We start from the raw sequence: 16,025 nt of genomic DNA, 5'->3' as shown, positions 1-16,025 counted from the left end.
TAGAGCCGGATCGTATCCGGAGGCAAATGAATTTCTTTTAAAGATGCATGAAGCGCAATGGTTCAGCGCATGTCGCGTAAAACTGTGCAGCGGTTTTGCGATAAAGACATGTGCCAGATAGGTCAATTCCAGTCGCCGATCGATGCCTGAATGACCGCAAGGGCTGCGACCGCAGCCGTATCGGCCCTGAGGATACGCGGCCCGAGCGGAATGGGGGTGACGAAGGCAAGGCTGCGCAGCAACTCTCTTTCCTCTTCGGAAAACCCGCCTTCCGGGCCGACCAGAAGAGCGATTTTGCGTTCCTTGATGGATTGCAGGACAGGCAGCGGATTTTGCCCCGCGTCGCCCTCGTCGCAATAGATGATCCGTCGATCCTGGGGCCAGGTCTCGAGCATGTCTTTCAGTTTCACCGGCTCGGCCACGTCAGGCAACGACAGGATGCCGCATTGCTCGGCGGCCTCGATGGCATTGGCGCGCAGCTTTTCGGTATTGTGGATCTTGCCCTGCACATGCTGGGTCATCACCGGCTGCAAAAGACCGGCCCCCATTTCGACCGCCTTCTGCACCAGATAATCCATGCGTCCGACTTTCAGCGGCGCAAACAGGTAGTGCAGATCTGATGCCGGCGGCTGGGGCCGTGTCTGTTCCAGAGGGATGAGGGTGATCTTCTTGCGGCTCGGAAAGGAGAGCCTCGCCTTCCATTCCCCGTCGCGACCGTTGAACAGCAGGATTTCCGCGCCATCGGTCATGCGCAGCACATTGGCGAGATAATTGAACTGTTCGGTCGTTGCTTCCTGCGCCGCGCCCGCAACAAGCGGGGTTTCGACGAACAGGCGTTGCATCCGGAAATTTGCGCGCATGGGACTTTTCTGTTTCAGCGTCAGAGAAAGAGGAAGGACATAAGCCAATATAACAGTGCTGCAAGCGTAGCACTTGCGGGAACGGTTACCAGCCAGGCGGCGATGATGGTCATGAAGTGGGATCGCCGGACGAGATAACGGCGGCGTATCTCCGAAGGATTGTCCAGATATCGATCGGCCCGGCGGATTTGACTGGTGCCGGCCTGGACGAGTTCCTGCCGCCGTCGAGACGCCTGCGTGTACCATTCGCGGAAGAAGCCGACGCCGAACACGGCGCCGATCGCCGTATGGGTGGTGCTGACCGGCAGGCCGAAGCGTGAGGCGACGAGAACCGTCAGAGCCGTAGCCACGGAAACGCAGAAAGCGCGCATCGGGTTGAGCTTGGTGATCTGTTCACCGACAAGGCGGATGAGGCGCGGGCCATAGAGAAGAATACCGCAGGAAAGCCCGAATGCGCCGACCAGCATCACCCAGAGCGGCGCGCGGGCGGACGTCTCCACTGCCTCGTCGTGCAGTGCCCGCACGATTGCCACCACCGGGCCGATGGCGTTCGAAACGTCATTTGCCCCATGCGCAAAGGACATGAGGCCAGCCGCAAGAACGAGCGGCCACTGGAACAGGGTTCGAAGCGACTGGTTGCGGTTTTCCAATCCCACGGATTGTTTGCGGATGATCGGCACGCACAGCCGCCAGGCGACGAGGCCGGTCAAAAGCCCGATGCCGCTTGCATGGCCAAGCGAGACATGCACGATCTGCCTCAGCCCCACCCAGATGAGATAAGCGGTGAAGACCCCGGTCATGATGCCGATCAGAACAGGAACCCAACGCTTCGCGGCGTCGATCTTGTCCTCCCGGTAGATGATAAATTCCTTGATGAAGGCAAGGAGGGCGATGGCGATGGCCGCGCTTATAAAGGGCGCTAGAACCCAGGCAAAGGCGATGCTGCCAAGCGACAGCCAGTCGACTGCCCGGATGCCATAGGCCGCCATTCCAGCCCCCGCAACGCCGCCAACCACCGTGTGGGTGGTGGAAATCGGCGCTTTCGTCCAGGTCGAGATATTGACGAGAAGGCCGGCGGCGAGAAGGGCCGACAACATAGCCCAGGAAAACACGGTGCGGTCGGGAATGGTCTGGATGTTGATGATGCCGCTGGAAATGGTCTCGACGACGTTGCCGCCGGTGATCAAGGCACCCGCGATCTCGCAGATGGCGGCGATGATGAGTGCCGCTGCAAGCGGCATCGCCTTGGCGCCGACCGCCGGGCCGACATTGTTTGTCACATCGTTCGCGCCGATGTTAATTGCCATATAGGCGCCGATGGCAACGGCTGCGATGATGATGACGGCGCCCGCCGTGCCCGTGACGAAGGCGCCGGCAAATATCGCCGCCAGAACAACAAACATCACCCCCGCACCAAGGCCGGCAAGCTGCTGCGTGACGTGCAGCGTCGCCTCTTCGACACGGGTGATCTTCTCGAGATCCTTGTCGAGCGTCGGCTTCATGTTCGGTGGCGGCTTCATTGCCATTCAGACCTCGTTCGCCAGCATTCCCATTCGTCCGGCAATGTCGCGGGCTGAAGGCAATTTACAGAAAGACTGTTACATCTCGCACATCTTTCCAAAATGAAAGACAGTAAAAGCCATGTTGGAAAAACAAACTGCAGATTGCCACTATTCGGGCGAGGACGCTATTTCGAAAGCGCCATCCGCTTGTCGAAAGTAAGCATGAGCGCTTTCAGTTCCGGCTCGTTAACCCGTTTGGCGGCCTCTTCGGGAGTAACCCATTCAAGCCGTCTGGAATCCTTCTCGGGAAAGCTGTCTTGCAGCTCCGCCACTTCGAGCAGATGTACCTGAACCTTGCACAGCACATTGATGCCGCTGTTCAGCTTTTTCTCATACTCATAAAAGCCGAACGGGGCCTTATCCACCCTGCCTTTGACACCGGCTTCCTCGTAGGCTTCCTGTTCGGCAACGGCATGCGCCTTCTTGTTGGCCATGGGCCAGCCTTTGGGAATGACCCAGCGCCCCGTATCCCTGCTTGTCAGCAAAAGGACTTCCGGCTCATGATGTTTTTTGGACGATCGATAGCACAGCGCTGCATATTGCTGTCGCGGCGGTCTGCGCAACATCAAGCCTACATCTGTCGCCAATCGATTCAAAATCTTCAATCCGTGTGGATCCTTCTTCGCCTGTTAGTCGTAACTGCTAATATAGATATCCTTTATGTCCCGCCAATCCCCTCTCACGCATAACCCACGATTGTCTTCATGCCGTTGAAGATCGTAGGCAGCAGGGGATGTGGCAGGGGTGCGAACGAAGGCTTTGCCCGGTACGTAACCGTCAGCGACCGATCGCGGAAATACTGCATTTTTTCTGTTTTACGCTATTCAGAACGCAAAACCGCTATGAATTATTGCCGGAACTGCGTTGGCCAGCGTGCAATCCCCAATTCTGGAGACCTTCGATCACACCGTCAGCTTCGGTCGCGCGCGAGAGGAAAAAACGGCTGTCATGGTTCGCCAGCGAAAGAAGCTCCGGCAAGGCATTGCCAACGATCACACCGCGAATACCATTCAACTCGAACATCGCCCGATCATTGCCAGTATCGCCCGCAACCACTGATTCGTCGAGACCAATGTGCAGTTGTCCACATAACCACGCCAATGCCGCACCCTTGTCCGCGGCCTTGGGTAATATGTCGAGGTCGCGGTTGCTGGAATAGACGATCCGCGCATCGATATCCGCCGCAACGAGCGTGTCTTCGATATCACTGAGCGTCTTCTCATCCGCACCATGCAGGAACCAGCTGGATTTGAGTCCATGCTGATAGCGTTCCGCCTGCATGGTCACACCCGGCAAGCCGGCCATGACATCGGCGATCTTTTGCCGGTCGAAACCCGTACCGAGCGAATGCGTATAGGCGCTTTCAAGCTCGCCCCGCTCTCTTGCGTGCAGCATGGTGCCGACCCCGCCGATAATGTAGTCGGGCCTCGGCAAGGGAACGTCTTCCAAGAGGGCGAGCTGGTCATCGACCAGCCTGCCGCTATTGAAGACCAGAACCGGGCGAAGATCGTCCGGCAGCGAATGCCAGAAATCGCGGAACCGGCGCGTAGCGGCGTTATCGCCGACGACGGTTCCGTCGAGATCGGTGGAAAACAGGCGAAGCGGTTTCAATCGCCGTCGTTCCATGGCTCTGCCCAATCGGATTCTTCCAGAACCGGCATCAGCGGCCTGCCTTCCACCAGCGCCAGCAATTGCTGCGCGATTCCCGTCCAGGTGAAAAGGCTACGCGCCTTGTGGGCCCCCATGCGGGAAAGCCGCCCATACAGCCGCTCGTGCTTGAACGGCTTCATCATGGTGATGCCGAGGTCTTCCTTATCGAAAGGATCGGCAAACAGCGCGTGGCGGCCGTAGCTGACGGCGCGGAACAGCCCGCCGTGGATGGTTACCACGGTCGGAGTTCCGCTCGCCATCGCCTCGATTGCGGTCATGCCGAATGGCTCGTAACGGCTCGACAGAACGAAAAGATCGGCTGCCCGGTAGATATCAGGCAAATCCTCGTCCTCGACATAGCCGGAAAACGCCACCTTGTCCTCCAGCCCGAGCGATTTGACCCGCTCTTTCAGCTGATTGAGAATGGTGGTCTCCTGCTCGTCCATATTCTCGCCGCCGACGGCCAGATGAAGGCGGGCTTCCGGTTCGCGCGCCGCGAGAACCGAGAAGCCGTCGATCAAAAGGTCGTAACCCTTGTTGGTGGCAAGGCGTCCAAGCGCCAGCACCACCTTGCCCTCGAAACCGAAACGCTGCCGGATCATTTGCCGCGTTGCATCCGAGACGGGGAAGAATCGGTTGTCGTCATAACCCGGCGGGATCATGTGGATGTGCTTGCGCTTCAGACCGTAATCTTCGATCAGGACGTCGAGCTGCACCGGCGTCGTCGCAATCACCATGTCGCAACTGCGATAGATGATGAGTTCGTGCTGGATACGTTCCTTGAAATTGAACTCAAGTTCGAAGGTATCGGCCTTTTCCGGGTAATCGGTTTCCATCTGGCGTTTTTTCCAGAGGCCGAGCGAGTGCGGCGTGTGCAAATGCGGGACTTTCAGCGCCTCGGAAAGCCGCTGCCCGGCAACACCCGCATCCCAGTAATGGCTGTTGATGAAAGAGTAGTTGAGGTTGTTTTTCTTGATGAAGCGCAACGCGTTTTCGCACCATTCCATCAGGTGGCGGTGCAGATATTCCTTGGGAATGAAATCGCGCCCGCCGCAGGGAATGCGCACCACACGCACGCGCTCGTCAACCTCGTCGAATTCCGGCTGGTCTTCGAAGCGGCGGGTATAGAGATCAACGGTGTAACCGAGCTGGCCGAGTTTGCGTGCAAGCTCAAGCACATAAACCACTTGTCCCCCGGTGTCCGCTGCGCCGAGTGGCGGGTGCGCGGCGACATAGCCATGCGTCGATATGAGAGCTATCCTTGGATAGCGTTCAGTTTCGCTCGTGGTCGTCATGGGTCCCATCTTGGTAAATTTTTCCAATTAACCCCAGAAAAAGACCAAAGAGGACAAAAGGTTCCATAAAATCTGAAGAAAAGCGATGCCGCATTTCGTCTAAAGCTGTTTTCAGGCGTTGCGCTGCTGTTGTCGCAGGCGTGAAATCCGGTCCCATTCCCTTGCCTGATGCGCCTTTGATGTGGTGTCCACGATGAAATCGATATGGGTTTCCGCCGCAGCCCTTGCCCCTGCCGCATTACCGCCCGCAATGGCCTCGTGGATGGCGATATGCTGTCTCAGCACCTCGTCATGCGCACCTGCCACACTGAATATGAGATGGCGGTTATAGAAGATGTCGTCGCTCAGGAGCCGGTAGCAGGACCGCAATGTGTGCATCAGCACGATATTATGTGCCGCCTCGCCGATGGCGTTGTGAAATTCCACATCGCTTGCAAGTTCTTCTTCGAAGCGGCCAGCCTCATGGGCCTCCCGCATTTTTTCGACGATAGCCGCAAGGTTGCGCCTGTCCGGCTCCGTCGCCCGCTGTGCCGCAAGTTCGGCGGTCATGCCTTCGATATATCGGCGATATTCCAGAAAATCCCGCGTTGCGCGGCTGTGGCGTGTGATCAGCGCGCTCAAGGGATCGGAAAAGACCGGCCCGACAATATCGGCCACATAAGTCCCACCGCCGTGCCGGCTGGTGAGAAGGCCGCGCGTTTCGAGTTCCTTCAGCGCTTCCCGCAGGATTGGCCGCGAGACATCGAGCTTCTGCGCCAGTTCACGCTCGCCGGGCAGCCGGTCGCCATCCCGCAATATGCCGTCGAGGATGAGCTCCTCGAAACGTAAGATCACCTCCTGCGATGTGCGGCTGTGCTCTATTCGGGCGAACAGTGTTTCGTCCATCGCAACATTCTCCGGCGAAGTCCCGCCCCGTATTCGATGAGGCAAATTATCAGCGAAGCATCGCACTGGTCAAATATTCTGTCCAGTTCCGCCCTAAGCTCTGCGCCATGCCTGCGGCAACACGGCACCTGCCTTTTTAAACTGGCTTTTGTTAAAGCACCCGCACAGGGTGGTGATGGCGGTTTTCTCCGTCAGGTGCATCAAAACAATTACATGTGCTTCGATTGCGGTGTCGTCATCGCGATGGATGTTCTAGATAACCGGCGAAACAGGCGGGGACGATATCGCAATGGCCAAGGGTAGATTTGCTTTCGCAAGCGCGCCGGAAAGATCGCTGGCTCTCGGCGAGGTTCATGCGCGGCCGACCGTGCTTCTCGCGCCGTCGCGCATCATCGTCCAGCTTGCCTTCATGATGGATGGCGGTTCTGCCGTGCATCACTCGGTCATTGCGGAAATGTCGCGTAGCCGGGGTGTCGCGCCGCCGGAACGGGATGCCCGCCACCATGCCATGCCCTGGGGGCAGGGTACGCTGCGCTGGGAGCGGCATACCGAATTCTCGACATGGTTCTGGGATGGCCCCGCGCCGGAAAAATTCGGCGGCGATATTGTCGGCGACCCGTTCGGCGACGGTTTTTCACCACCCGGCTCCCTGATATCAGGCATACGGCTGGAAATCCGTCCAGATGGCGCAACGGCCCCCAACGCGGAGACCATGTTCGAGCCGACGAGCCTCTGTTACAGCGACGTGCGCGACGGGCAGGCGGCGATCCTCACCGATTTTCGTCAGGATCGCGACGGGTTAACGCAGATATTGGTGATCGACCGTGGCTTGAGCGATTACAGCCGCGGTGCGCTGGTGCAGCGGCTGCTGGATATCGAGACCTATCGCACGCTCGCCATGCTCGGACTGCCGATGGCGCAGACGCTGTCGCCGGAAATCCGTCGCATCGAAGATGGCCTGACGGGAATCACCCAGCGCATGAAAAACGGCGCGCGCGACGAGGCCGATGCGCTGCTGGCGGAGATGACCCGGCTTGCGGCGGAACTGGAAGCCAATGCCGCGCTCAGCCTCTATCGTTTTGGCGCCAGCCGCGCCTATGACGGCATCGTGCGTGAACGTATTCGCGCGCTTGCGGAAACGCCGGTTCAGGGGCACGAGACCATGGGCAGCTTTCTGGAAAGGCGTCTGGCGCCCGCCATGCGCACCTGCCAGTCGGTCGAGGAGCGGCAGGCCAACCTGTCGCGCAAGCTCTATCGCGCTACGGCACTCGTCAGAAGCTGGATCGACGTGGAACTGGAACGGCAGAACACGGTGCTCCTGAACACCATGAACAAGCGCGCCGCCATGCAGCTTCGCCTGCAGCAAACGGTGGAAGGCCTGTCGGTCGCCGCCATCTCCTATTACGTCGTCGGATTGATCGGTTATCTCACCAAGGCGATCAGCCACGACGTGCTGCCGGTTGATCCCGCCGTGGTCACCGGTCTTTCCGTTCCCTTTGCCGTGCTCGGCGTCTGGTGGGTGGTGCGCCGCATTCGCCGCTCCCATGTCGAGGGCGGGCACTGAATACCGGCGTCAATCATGCTCCCAATAGGGTGAGGGGCCGTAAAGTCCGGCGAGATAGTCGATGAACAGCCGCACCTTCGCGGGCAGGAACTGGCGGCTTGGATAGACCGCCGACAGCGTGACGTTTCGCGATCCCTCATAGCTGGGTAGAACCTGCACCAGCCGGCCGGCGCGCAATTCGTGGCCGATATCCCAGGTGGAGCGCAACGCAATTCCAAGCCCCGATATCACCGCCTCGCGGATCACTTCGCTGGAATTGGTGACCAGCATGCCTTCCGGGCGGATGCTGAGCGCCCCGCCCGGTCCTTCCAGTCGCCAGATATCGTTGTTGTGGGCCGGCAGGCAGCGGTGCTTCTTAAGGTCCTCGATCGTCGCCGGCATGCCGTGGGCAGTGACATATTCCGCCGAGGCGCATAGCACGCGGCGGACCGGCGCCAGCCGGCGGGCGACGAGGCTGGAGGAATTGAGATCGGCGATGCGGATCGCCAGATCGTAACCGCCTTCGATGATATCGATGAATTCGTCGCTGAGCACCAGATTGACCGACAGGTCCGGGTGGCGCTCCATGAACGTCTTCAGATGCGGCGCAATATGCATGCGACCGAAGGAGGTGGGAGCTGAGATTTTCAGCGTGCCGTTGACGGTGTTGGCGCGCCCAGACACGAAATCCTCGGCATCCTCCAGCCCTTCCAGCACCGCAAGTACCCGTTCGTAAAAGCCCTGGCCCGCTTCGGTCAGTGAGATCTGCCTTGTCGTGCGCTGGAACAGCCGTGCGCCGAGCTTTTCTTCCAGCCGCTTGATGCGCTTGGAAATAACAGCGGGCGAATAACCAAGCTCCTTGGCGGCAAGCGACATGCTGCCGGAGGCGGCAACGGTTGCGAAGACCTCCAGGTCGCCCAGATTTGTCACAGTTGCCTCCCGATTATTTCCAGAACGGAAAAAATCCTTAGCATTTGATTGCGCTCCTTCAAAGTGGTAAAGAAACAATACCACTTGGCAAGACGTGCATGGAGGAGGGGGCGGTGACGCAGCCGATCAAGTTTCTGGAGCCGCGTGCGGCGGTTTTATCGGGCCGTGACCGCATCATATCCGATCTGAAGGATATCCTGGCCGAGGACTGTCTCGTGCACGAGCCGCGTGAGCTCGTGCCTTTCGAGACCGACGCTTTCGTCTCCTACCGCCGCCTGCCGCTGGCCGTCGCCTTGCCGAAGACCACCGAAGAGGTCGCAGCGGTACTGAAATATTGTCACCGTTACGGCATTCCTGTCGTGCCGCGCGGCGCGGGTACCTCGCTTTCCGGCGGCGCCATTCCGCAGGAAGATGCGGTGGTGATCGGCCTTTCGAAGATGTCCGCGATCCTCGAACTCGATTTTTACAATCGCACGGCAAGGGTACAGGCGGGCGTCACCAATCTCTCCATTTCCGATGCGGCCGGTGCGGAAGGCTTCTTTTATGCGCCGGACCCAAGCTCGCAGCTTGCCTGCACCATCGGCGGCAATGTCGGCATGAATTCCGGCGGTGCGCACTGCCTGAAATACGGTGTCACCACCAATAATCTGCTCGGCGTAAAAATGGTGCTTGTCGATGGCACGGTGCTGGAGCTGGGCGGCAAGCATCTTGACGCTGCCGGTTACGATCTTCTCGCCCTCGTTTGTGGTTCGGAAGGCCAGCTCGGCATCGTCACCGAGGCGACGGTGCGGCTGATTGCCAAGCCGGAGGGCGCGCGCCCGGTGCTGTTTGGTTTCGAAACTTCCGAAGAAGCTGGCTCCTGCGTGGCCGATATCATCGGCGCGGGCATCATTCCTGTCGCCATCGAATTCATGGACAAGCCGGCAATCGAGATTTGCGAGGCCTTCGCCAAGGCCGGATATCCGCTGGATGTCGGCGCGCTGCTGATCGTCGAGGTCGAAGGCTCGGAGGCGGAAATGGACGCCATGCTGGCCGATATTGTCGCCATTGCGAAAAAACACGGCGTGAAGACGGTCAGGGAATGCCAGTCGGCCATGGAGGCCGCGGCGATCTGGAAGGGCCGGAAATCCGCTTTCGGCGCAACGGGCCGCATCGCGGACTATATCTGCATGGATGGCACGGTGCCGCTTTCCCAGCTTTCCTATGTGCTGAAAAAAACAAGCGAAATCACCGACCGCCTCGGCCTTCGCGTCGCCAATGTCTTTCATGCGGGCGATGGCAACATGCATCCGCTGATCCTGTTCAACGCCAACGATCCGGAAGACGCCGCCAGGGCCGAAGAGGCGGGCAATGAAATCCTGAAGCTCTGCGTCGATGCGGGCGGTTGCCTCACCGGCGAACACGGTGTCGGCATCGAAAAACGCGACCTGATGCGGCACCAATATGCCGAGGCTGATCTTGCCCAGCAGATGGCGGTTCGCGCTGCTTTTGACGAGGGTTGGTTGATGAACCCTTCCAAGGTGTTTCCGCTGGAGGGGAGGGGATGATGCACTTTAGCTTTGTAGCCTTGGTGGGTGCGGCTCACCCCTCCGTGCCCGGCAGGGCAGAGGAGGGTATCTCTTGCTCGGAGCGCACCCCATGCTGACCCCTTATGCAGAAACCCAGGTCGCCGACATCATCCGCGACCACACAACCCGAAAAACCCCGCTGAAAATCATCGGCGGCAACACCCGCTCCGGTTTCGGCAATGCGGTCGAGGCAGATGAAACGCTTTCCTCCCGCGCAATGTCTGGCATCATCGCCTACAACCCCGCCGAAATGGTCATGACGGTCAAAGCAGGCACACCTCTCGCCACCGTCGAGGCCGCCCTTGCCGAAAACCGGCAGATGATGGCCTTCGAGCCGATGGACCACCGCCCGATCATGGGAACCACAGGCGAGCCGACCATCGGCGGCGTCTTTGCTGCCAATGTTTCCGGCCCGCGCCGTTATGTGGCTGGTGCGGCGCGTGACAGCCTGCTCGGCATCCGTTTCGTCAATGGAAAGGCGGAAGTCATCAAGGCGGGTGGCCGGGTGATGAAGAATGTCACCGGGCTAGATCTCTCGAAGCTTCTGGCGGGTTCACACGGCACGCTCGGTTTTCTCACGGAAGTAACCTTCCGCGTGTTGCCGAAACCGCCAGCGGAAAAAACCGTGGTTGTCTGCGGTCTGGACGACGAGGCCGCGACGCGGATCATGGCGGCGGCGATGGCGATGAGCGTCGAGGTTTCCGGTGCGGCCCATCTGCCGGAAAGCGTTCGCTCCCATTTCATCGCAGGCGCGCTGCCGGAAGGTCCGGCGACAATCCTGCGGTTGGAAGGGCTCGGGGCTTCCGTCGAGGCGCGCGCGGCGAAACTCCTTTCCGTCATGGATCGGGTTGGCCCATGGGCGCTGCTGGAAGGCGAGGAGAGTGCTGTTTTATGGCGGCAGGTGCGGAATGTCGCGCCCTATGCCGGGCAAGATGCCAAACCGCTCTGGAAAGTCTCGGTCGCGCCGAGCGAAGGCCACAGGCTGGTTGCTGCCTTGCGCATGGAAGCGGGTATCGATGCCTTTTACGACTGGCAGGGTGGTCTCATCTGGATGCAGATGGAGGCGGACCCCGAAGCGGAATTGCTGCGCGGTGCCATCCGCGCGCTCGGCGGCGGGCACGCCACCTTGATGCGGGCGAGCGACGCGGTGCGCGCCACCGTGCCGGCATTCGAACCGCGCCCGACGGCGGAGGCCATATTGTCTGCGCGCATCAGGGAAAAGCTCGATCCGGCGGGCATCTTCAATCCTGGCAAGATGGGAAGGGCCGTCTGAACCATGCAAACATCCTTCACGCCCGAGCAACTGGCTGATCCGCATGTGGCGGAATCCGAAAAAATCCTGCGCAAATGTGTGCATTGCGGCTTCTGCACCGCCACCTGTCCCACCTATGTCACGCTTGGCAATGAGCTGGACAGTCCGCGCGGCCGCATCTACCTCATCAAGGACATGCTGGAAAATAGCCGCCCGGCGGACCGCGAAGTCGTCACCCATATCGACCGCTGCCTGTCCTGCCTTGCCTGCACCACCACCTGTCCGTCCGGCGTCGACTACATGCATCTGGTCGATCACGCCCGCGCCCATATCGAACAAACCTATAAACGTCCCTTCATGGACCGCCTGACCCGCAATCTTCTGGCTGCGGTTCTGCCTTATCCCGGTCGCTTCCGGCTGGCCTTGCATCTGGCACGGATCACGCGACCCTTCGCCGGTGTGCTCGCGAAGTTTCCCGCGCTGAAACCGCTGCAATCCATGCTCGCTCTCGCCCCGGCTTCCGTGCCCGCCGTTTCAGCTTCTGCCCGTCCGGGTGAACGGTCAGCCGAAGGTGAAAAGCGTGGACGTGTCGCCATTCTTACCGGCTGCGCCCAGCCGGTGCTTGACCCTGGTATCAACGAGGCGACGCTGCGTCTTCTGGCGCGGCTTGGCGTGGAGGTTGTCGTGCCTAAGGGGGAAGGCTGCTGCGGATCGCTGGTGCATCATATGGGGCGCGAGGCTGAGGCGCTCGCCGCCGCCCGCCGCAATGTCGATGTATGGATGCGTGAAATGGAAAATGGCGGCCTCGATGCCGTCATCATCACCGCATCCGGCTGCGGCACGACCATCAAGGACTACGGCCATATGCTGCGGCTTGATCCGGCCTATGCGGACAAAGCCGCACGGGTATCGGCACTCGCGAAGGACATCACCGAATATCTTGCCACGCTCGACCTGCCACAAAAGGAAAGCCAGGGCCTGACGGTTGCCTATCATTCGGCCTGCTCCATGCAGCATGGCCAGAAGATCACCATGGCGCCGAAGCAATTGCTGAAAGCGGCTGGTTTTACCGTCCGCGATCCGGCGGAAGGGCACCTCTGCTGCGGGTCGGCCGGAACCTACAACATCATGCAGCCGGAGATCTCAGGAAAGCTGAAGGCGCGCAAGGTGAGGAACATCGAGGCCACACGCGCGGATGTCATTGCCACCGGCAATATCGGCTGCATCACGCAGATCGCGACTGGCACGGAAATGCCGATCCTGCACACGGTCGAGCTGCTGGACTGGGCTTATGGCGGACCGAAACCCGCGAGGCTTTTGGCTTAGAGCGCCGTTCGCTTGTAAGGGCCATGGGACCCGACACAAGGTTCGGGCCGGTGCGTCGTTCGCTCTGCTCATCCTGTGACAAGCACAGGAGTGGGGTTTGAGGGTAGCTTGGCACCCTGTCGGAAAGCGCCCTCTATTTCCATCCCAGCTTTAGAACTTGTAGGCCACGCCGAAGTTCACCGCATTGGTCATGATATCGGTTTTCAGCTTGCCGCCATTGTCGATATCCACGTCGATAAAGGAGTAGGTGCCTTTATATTCCACGAAAGTCGACCAGTTGTCGGTTATGCGGTAGCTAAGGCCGGCCTGCGCCTGCAGGGTTGCGCCACCGAACTGGTATTCGAAGGTTTTGCCGGAAGCCCGGGTAACCTCCACATGCGGCACGTTGATGCCAACGCCCGCGCCCACGTAAGGCGTCAGGCGCCAGGTCTCCAGCGGGAAACGATAGAGCGCGTTCAGCGTCAAAAGGTTCAGGCCGTCGGTGAACTCGAAATGCGACCAGCCGGAACGCGCCAGCGTCTGGTCGTCGGCATAGACCTTGTCATGGGTGTAATCGAGCGAGATGCCGAGATTGTTGAGCTGGCCTTCCTCGAACCAGTAGGTGCCGCGCACCCCCCAATAGGCAGGGCTCGAAAATGACTTGCCTTCCCACCCCGCCCGGAAGTCCGTTCCGTCCGAAACCGTGACATCGCTGTGCGGGGCGCTTTGCCAGCCGCCGTAACCGGAAAATTCAAATTCCCCCGCGATTGCGGAAGAGAAGGAAACGCCGCTGAGCAGCAGGGCGCAAAGAATGGAAACGCGGCGCAGCATGGGGAGAATCCAGTTTGGTGTTGAGGACACACCAAACCGCTTTTTAGTAACATTTAAATGACAGAAACGAAAAACGGGCGGTCAGTTGACCACCCGTTTCAAGGCCGTTCCATCATCCCCCTGAGAGAGGTCCGGCGCCTGGCGTCCCCCGCCAAGTCTCCTTCAATCAATCTAGTAGCGATTGTACCGCTGCGGGGCATCAATTCAAGCGCGATCTGCCGTGGTGTCGGCTGCAAGTCCGCGTATTAGCGGCACCGTTGCCGTCATATCACAATGACTGTTGTTCCGACGTTCACACGCTCGTAAAGATCGGTGACATCCTCGTTGCGCATGCGGATGCAGCCTGAGGAATTGTTGCTGCCGATCGTCCAGGGCTGGTTGGTACCGTGGATGCGGTAAAGCGTGGAGCCGAGATACATGGCGCGCGCGCCCATCGGATTGGCAGGGCCGCCTTCCATGAAAGCCGGAAGGTAGTGTCCCTTCGTCGCTTCGCGGCTGATCATTTCTTTCGGTGGCGTCCAGCTCGGCCATTCCGCCTTGCGCGTCACCTTGTGCGTTCCGGCCCATTCGAAACCGGGCTTGCCGACGCCGACGCCATAACGGCGGGCCTTGCCATCCGCCATGACGAGATAGAGGAAGCGGTTCGGCGTATCGATGACGATGGTGCCGGGCTTCTGGGTGGTCTGGTAGCTCACGATCTGGGGCAGGAATTGCGGGGCGATCTGCGTGCGCACCGGCGCATTCGGGCGAACGGCGGCGTTCTGTACCCGGGCCGGGCGCTGCGAGGTGACGCCGGAGCTTGGGCGCTGTGGCATGGTGGCCTGGCGCTGTTGGAAGAAAGGCTGGCGGGCTGCTGGCGCGCGCGGGTAAACCACGGGCCGCACATTGCCGCCACCAAGCTGCGTTACCCAGGGGGCGGAAAGGTCTGGACTGACGACGACAGGCGGGCGCTCCCGGTAACGCTCACCGGCTGCGGCGGCCGGGGCGGCGAAGGTGGAAACGAGGCTCAGCGCCAGAAAAACGGACTTCATCGTCATCGGGTGGACTCTCTCTGCGGTATGTCGCAACAATAGCAATTGCGGGATCATTCGCCCGCCTTGCCGGCTACGTTCGCACCTTGACGCCAGCGAATCGTAAATGGCTGTTCATTAAAAAGCGCTTGATTAGAAAAAGCTGGATTTAAGGTTAGCGACCCGTTTTGAAACGTGGTGAATGAGTGGTAAGTGCGCGCATCACGCCGGTCACGGGCGGGAGCGAAAAAGGGTGGTTGCGGGATGAACGAGGCGGGACTTGAAACGGGCGCGGATGGCCGCGTGCGGTGTTTCTGGCAGCAGGGACTTGAGGATTACAGCCGCTACCATGACGGAGAATGGGGTTATCCCGTCACCGACGATCGCCGCCTGTTCGAGAAGATATGTCTCGAGGGCTTCCAGTCCGGGCTCTCTTGGCTGACGGTGTTGCGCAAGCGCGAGGCTTTCCGTCTTGCCTTTGCCAATTTCGAATTCGAAAAAGTGGCGCAGTTCGGTGAAGCCGACATTGAGCGCTGTGTTGCGGACAAGGGCATCATCCGCCATCGAGGCAAGATCGTGTCGACCATCAACAATGCCCGTCGCGCCATAGCGCTCCGGGACGAATTCGGTTCGCTTGCCCATTATTTCTGGGGGTTCGAGCCTTCCGCCGCAGAAAGGCCGCAAAGGCTGGACTATGCGACGTTAAGGGCCAACCCCACCAGCGACGCGTCCATTCGTCTTTCCAGGGATTTGAAAAAGCGCGGCTGGACCTTCGTCGGCCCGACGACCGTCTATGCATTCATGCAGGCCATGGGTATGGTCAACGATCATATCGAAGGCTGTCATTGCCGTGAGCCGATCGAGGCCATGCGGCGGGAGTTTGTACGTCCATGAAAGCAAAGTCCCTTCTTCTGGCTTTTGCCATGGCCGTGGCGGCCGTACCGCATCCATCCCTTGCGGAAAGCCGCAACGTCGACGGCATCTGGCTGGACGACGGCGAAAGGCTCAAGGAGGTTGCCCTGCCGCCCACCGGGCCGTTGAAACTAGATGGCTGGACACGGCGCGGCCGTGGCGATGTCTACCGCCTGAAGGTCAAGGCCGGGCAGACGATGAAGGTCGAGCTTACCTCTTCCAGCGAATTTGTCCTGATGGCGATCTTTGATTTTTCGACGCCGGATCAGGACGCGATCTTTTTCAGCGACTCCGAAGGTAAAATCGCCACGTTGACGCCGAAGGCGGATACCGAATGGCTGATCCGCCCGACGCTTATCCTGGGATCACCGCGTCGCGGGCTCGGCGCGCATTATATCCTGACGGTCAGCACTCAGAAATAA

15 protein-coding genes are annotated in these 16,025 nt (G+C 59.9%); 6 read left to right on the top strand and 9 right to left on the bottom strand.

What is annotated here, in order from left to right; all coding sequences use genetic code 11:
- Positions 1 to 122: 122 nt before the first annotated feature.
- From ACQZ6D_RS14600 to ACQZ6D_RS14575, 6 genes are all read right to left on the bottom strand, one after another.
- Positions 123 to 860, bottom strand: a complete 738-nt coding sequence (locus ACQZ6D_RS14600) for a 16S rRNA (uracil(1498)-N(3))-methyltransferase (protein ID WP_038489928.1) — start codon at positions 858 to 860, stop codon at positions 123 to 125.
- A gap of 20 nt (positions 861 to 880) precedes the next feature.
- Complete coding sequence (locus ACQZ6D_RS14595) at positions 881 to 2,386, bottom strand: inorganic phosphate transporter (protein ID WP_035252035.1); 1,506 nt, start codon at positions 2,384 to 2,386, stop codon at positions 881 to 883.
- A 161-nt stretch (positions 2,387 to 2,547) separates the two neighbouring features.
- The gene (locus ACQZ6D_RS14590; protein ID WP_013635535.1) at positions 2,548 to 2,988 is read right to left on the bottom strand and encodes an NUDIX hydrolase; all 441 of its coding nucleotides are present in this window, start codon (positions 2,986 to 2,988) and stop codon (positions 2,548 to 2,550) included.
- A gap of 274 nt (positions 2,989 to 3,262) precedes the next feature.
- Positions 3,263 to 4,033 (bottom strand): HAD-IIB family hydrolase, encoded by a 771-nt coding sequence (locus tag ACQZ6D_RS14585; RefSeq protein WP_065703866.1) that lies wholly within the window; start codon positions 4,031 to 4,033, stop codon positions 3,263 to 3,265.
- On the bottom strand, positions 4,030 to 5,376 hold the full coding sequence (locus tag ACQZ6D_RS14580; RefSeq protein WP_004432251.1) for a glycosyltransferase family 4 protein: 1,347 nt from the start codon (positions 5,374 to 5,376) through the stop codon (positions 4,030 to 4,032). Before ACQZ6D_RS14580 ends, ACQZ6D_RS14585 begins: the two co-directional genes overlap by 4 nt.
- 102 nt (positions 5,377 to 5,478) lie before the next feature.
- Positions 5,479 to 6,252 (bottom strand): FadR/GntR family transcriptional regulator, encoded by a 774-nt coding sequence (locus ACQZ6D_RS14575; RefSeq protein WP_004432249.1) that lies wholly within the window; start codon positions 6,250 to 6,252, stop codon positions 5,479 to 5,481.
- A 289-nt stretch (positions 6,253 to 6,541) separates the two neighbouring features.
- On the opposite strand from ACQZ6D_RS14575, the gene ACQZ6D_RS14570 reads away from it, so the two are divergent.
- Positions 6,542 to 7,816 carry a DUF3422 family protein gene (locus ACQZ6D_RS14570; RefSeq protein ID WP_019564253.1) on the top strand — a complete coding sequence of 425 codons (1,275 nt, stop codon included), beginning with the start codon at positions 6,542 to 6,544 and terminating at the stop codon, positions 7,814 to 7,816.
- Positions 7,817 to 7,825: 9 nt separating this feature from the next.
- On the opposite strand, the gene ACQZ6D_RS14565 is transcribed toward ACQZ6D_RS14570, so the two are convergent.
- Entirely contained in the window at positions 7,826 to 8,725 is a 900-nt protein-coding gene (locus ACQZ6D_RS14565) for a LysR family transcriptional regulator (protein ID WP_004432244.1), read from the bottom strand.
- A gap of 98 nt (positions 8,726 to 8,823) precedes the next feature.
- Here ACQZ6D_RS14565 and ACQZ6D_RS14560 point away from each other — a divergent pair, with 98 nt between their 5' ends.
- From ACQZ6D_RS14560 to glcF, 3 genes are all read left to right on the top strand, one after another.
- Positions 8,824 to 10,272: an FAD-linked oxidase C-terminal domain-containing protein gene (locus ACQZ6D_RS14560; RefSeq protein WP_236761467.1), complete on the top strand. Its 1,449-nt coding sequence runs from the start codon at positions 8,824 to 8,826 to the stop codon at positions 10,270 to 10,272.
- Between the two features lie 91 nt (positions 10,273 to 10,363).
- Positions 10,364 to 11,566 (top strand): glycolate oxidase subunit GlcE, encoded by a 1,203-nt coding sequence (gene glcE, locus ACQZ6D_RS14555; protein WP_065703869.1) that lies wholly within the window; start codon positions 10,364 to 10,366, stop codon positions 11,564 to 11,566.
- 3 nt (positions 11,567 to 11,569) lie between these two features.
- Positions 11,570 to 12,871, top strand: coding sequence for a glycolate oxidase subunit GlcF (glcF, locus tag ACQZ6D_RS14550; protein ID WP_004432239.1), 1,302 nt, complete (start codon positions 11,570 to 11,572; stop codon positions 12,869 to 12,871).
- A 150-nt stretch (positions 12,872 to 13,021) separates the two neighbouring features.
- On the opposite strand, the gene ACQZ6D_RS14545 is transcribed toward glcF, so the two are convergent.
- On the bottom strand, positions 13,022 to 13,681 hold the full coding sequence (locus ACQZ6D_RS14545; RefSeq protein ID WP_065703872.1) for an outer membrane beta-barrel protein: 660 nt from the start codon (positions 13,679 to 13,681) through the stop codon (positions 13,022 to 13,024).
- A 263-nt stretch (positions 13,682 to 13,944) separates the two neighbouring features.
- Positions 13,945 to 14,718: a L,D-transpeptidase gene (locus ACQZ6D_RS14540; protein WP_065658316.1), complete on the bottom strand. Its 774-nt coding sequence runs from the start codon at positions 14,716 to 14,718 to the stop codon at positions 13,945 to 13,947.
- 237 nt (positions 14,719 to 14,955) lie between these two features.
- Between ACQZ6D_RS14540 and ACQZ6D_RS14535 the strand changes: the two genes are divergently transcribed.
- Together ACQZ6D_RS14535 and ACQZ6D_RS14530 are read left to right on the top strand one after the other, a co-directional pair.
- Positions 14,956 to 15,585, top strand: a complete 630-nt coding sequence (locus tag ACQZ6D_RS14535; protein ID WP_004432231.1) for a DNA-3-methyladenine glycosylase I — start codon at positions 14,956 to 14,958, stop codon at positions 15,583 to 15,585.
- The gene (locus ACQZ6D_RS14530; protein ID WP_013635544.1) at positions 15,582 to 16,025 is read left to right on the top strand and encodes a hypothetical protein; all 444 of its coding nucleotides are present in this window, start codon (positions 15,582 to 15,584) and stop codon (positions 16,023 to 16,025) included. Before ACQZ6D_RS14535 ends, ACQZ6D_RS14530 begins: the two co-directional genes overlap by 4 nt.

Source organism: Agrobacterium sp. 22-3639C2 (assembly GCF_053522105.1).
This window is presented reverse-complemented; position numbering and strand designations above follow the sequence as displayed.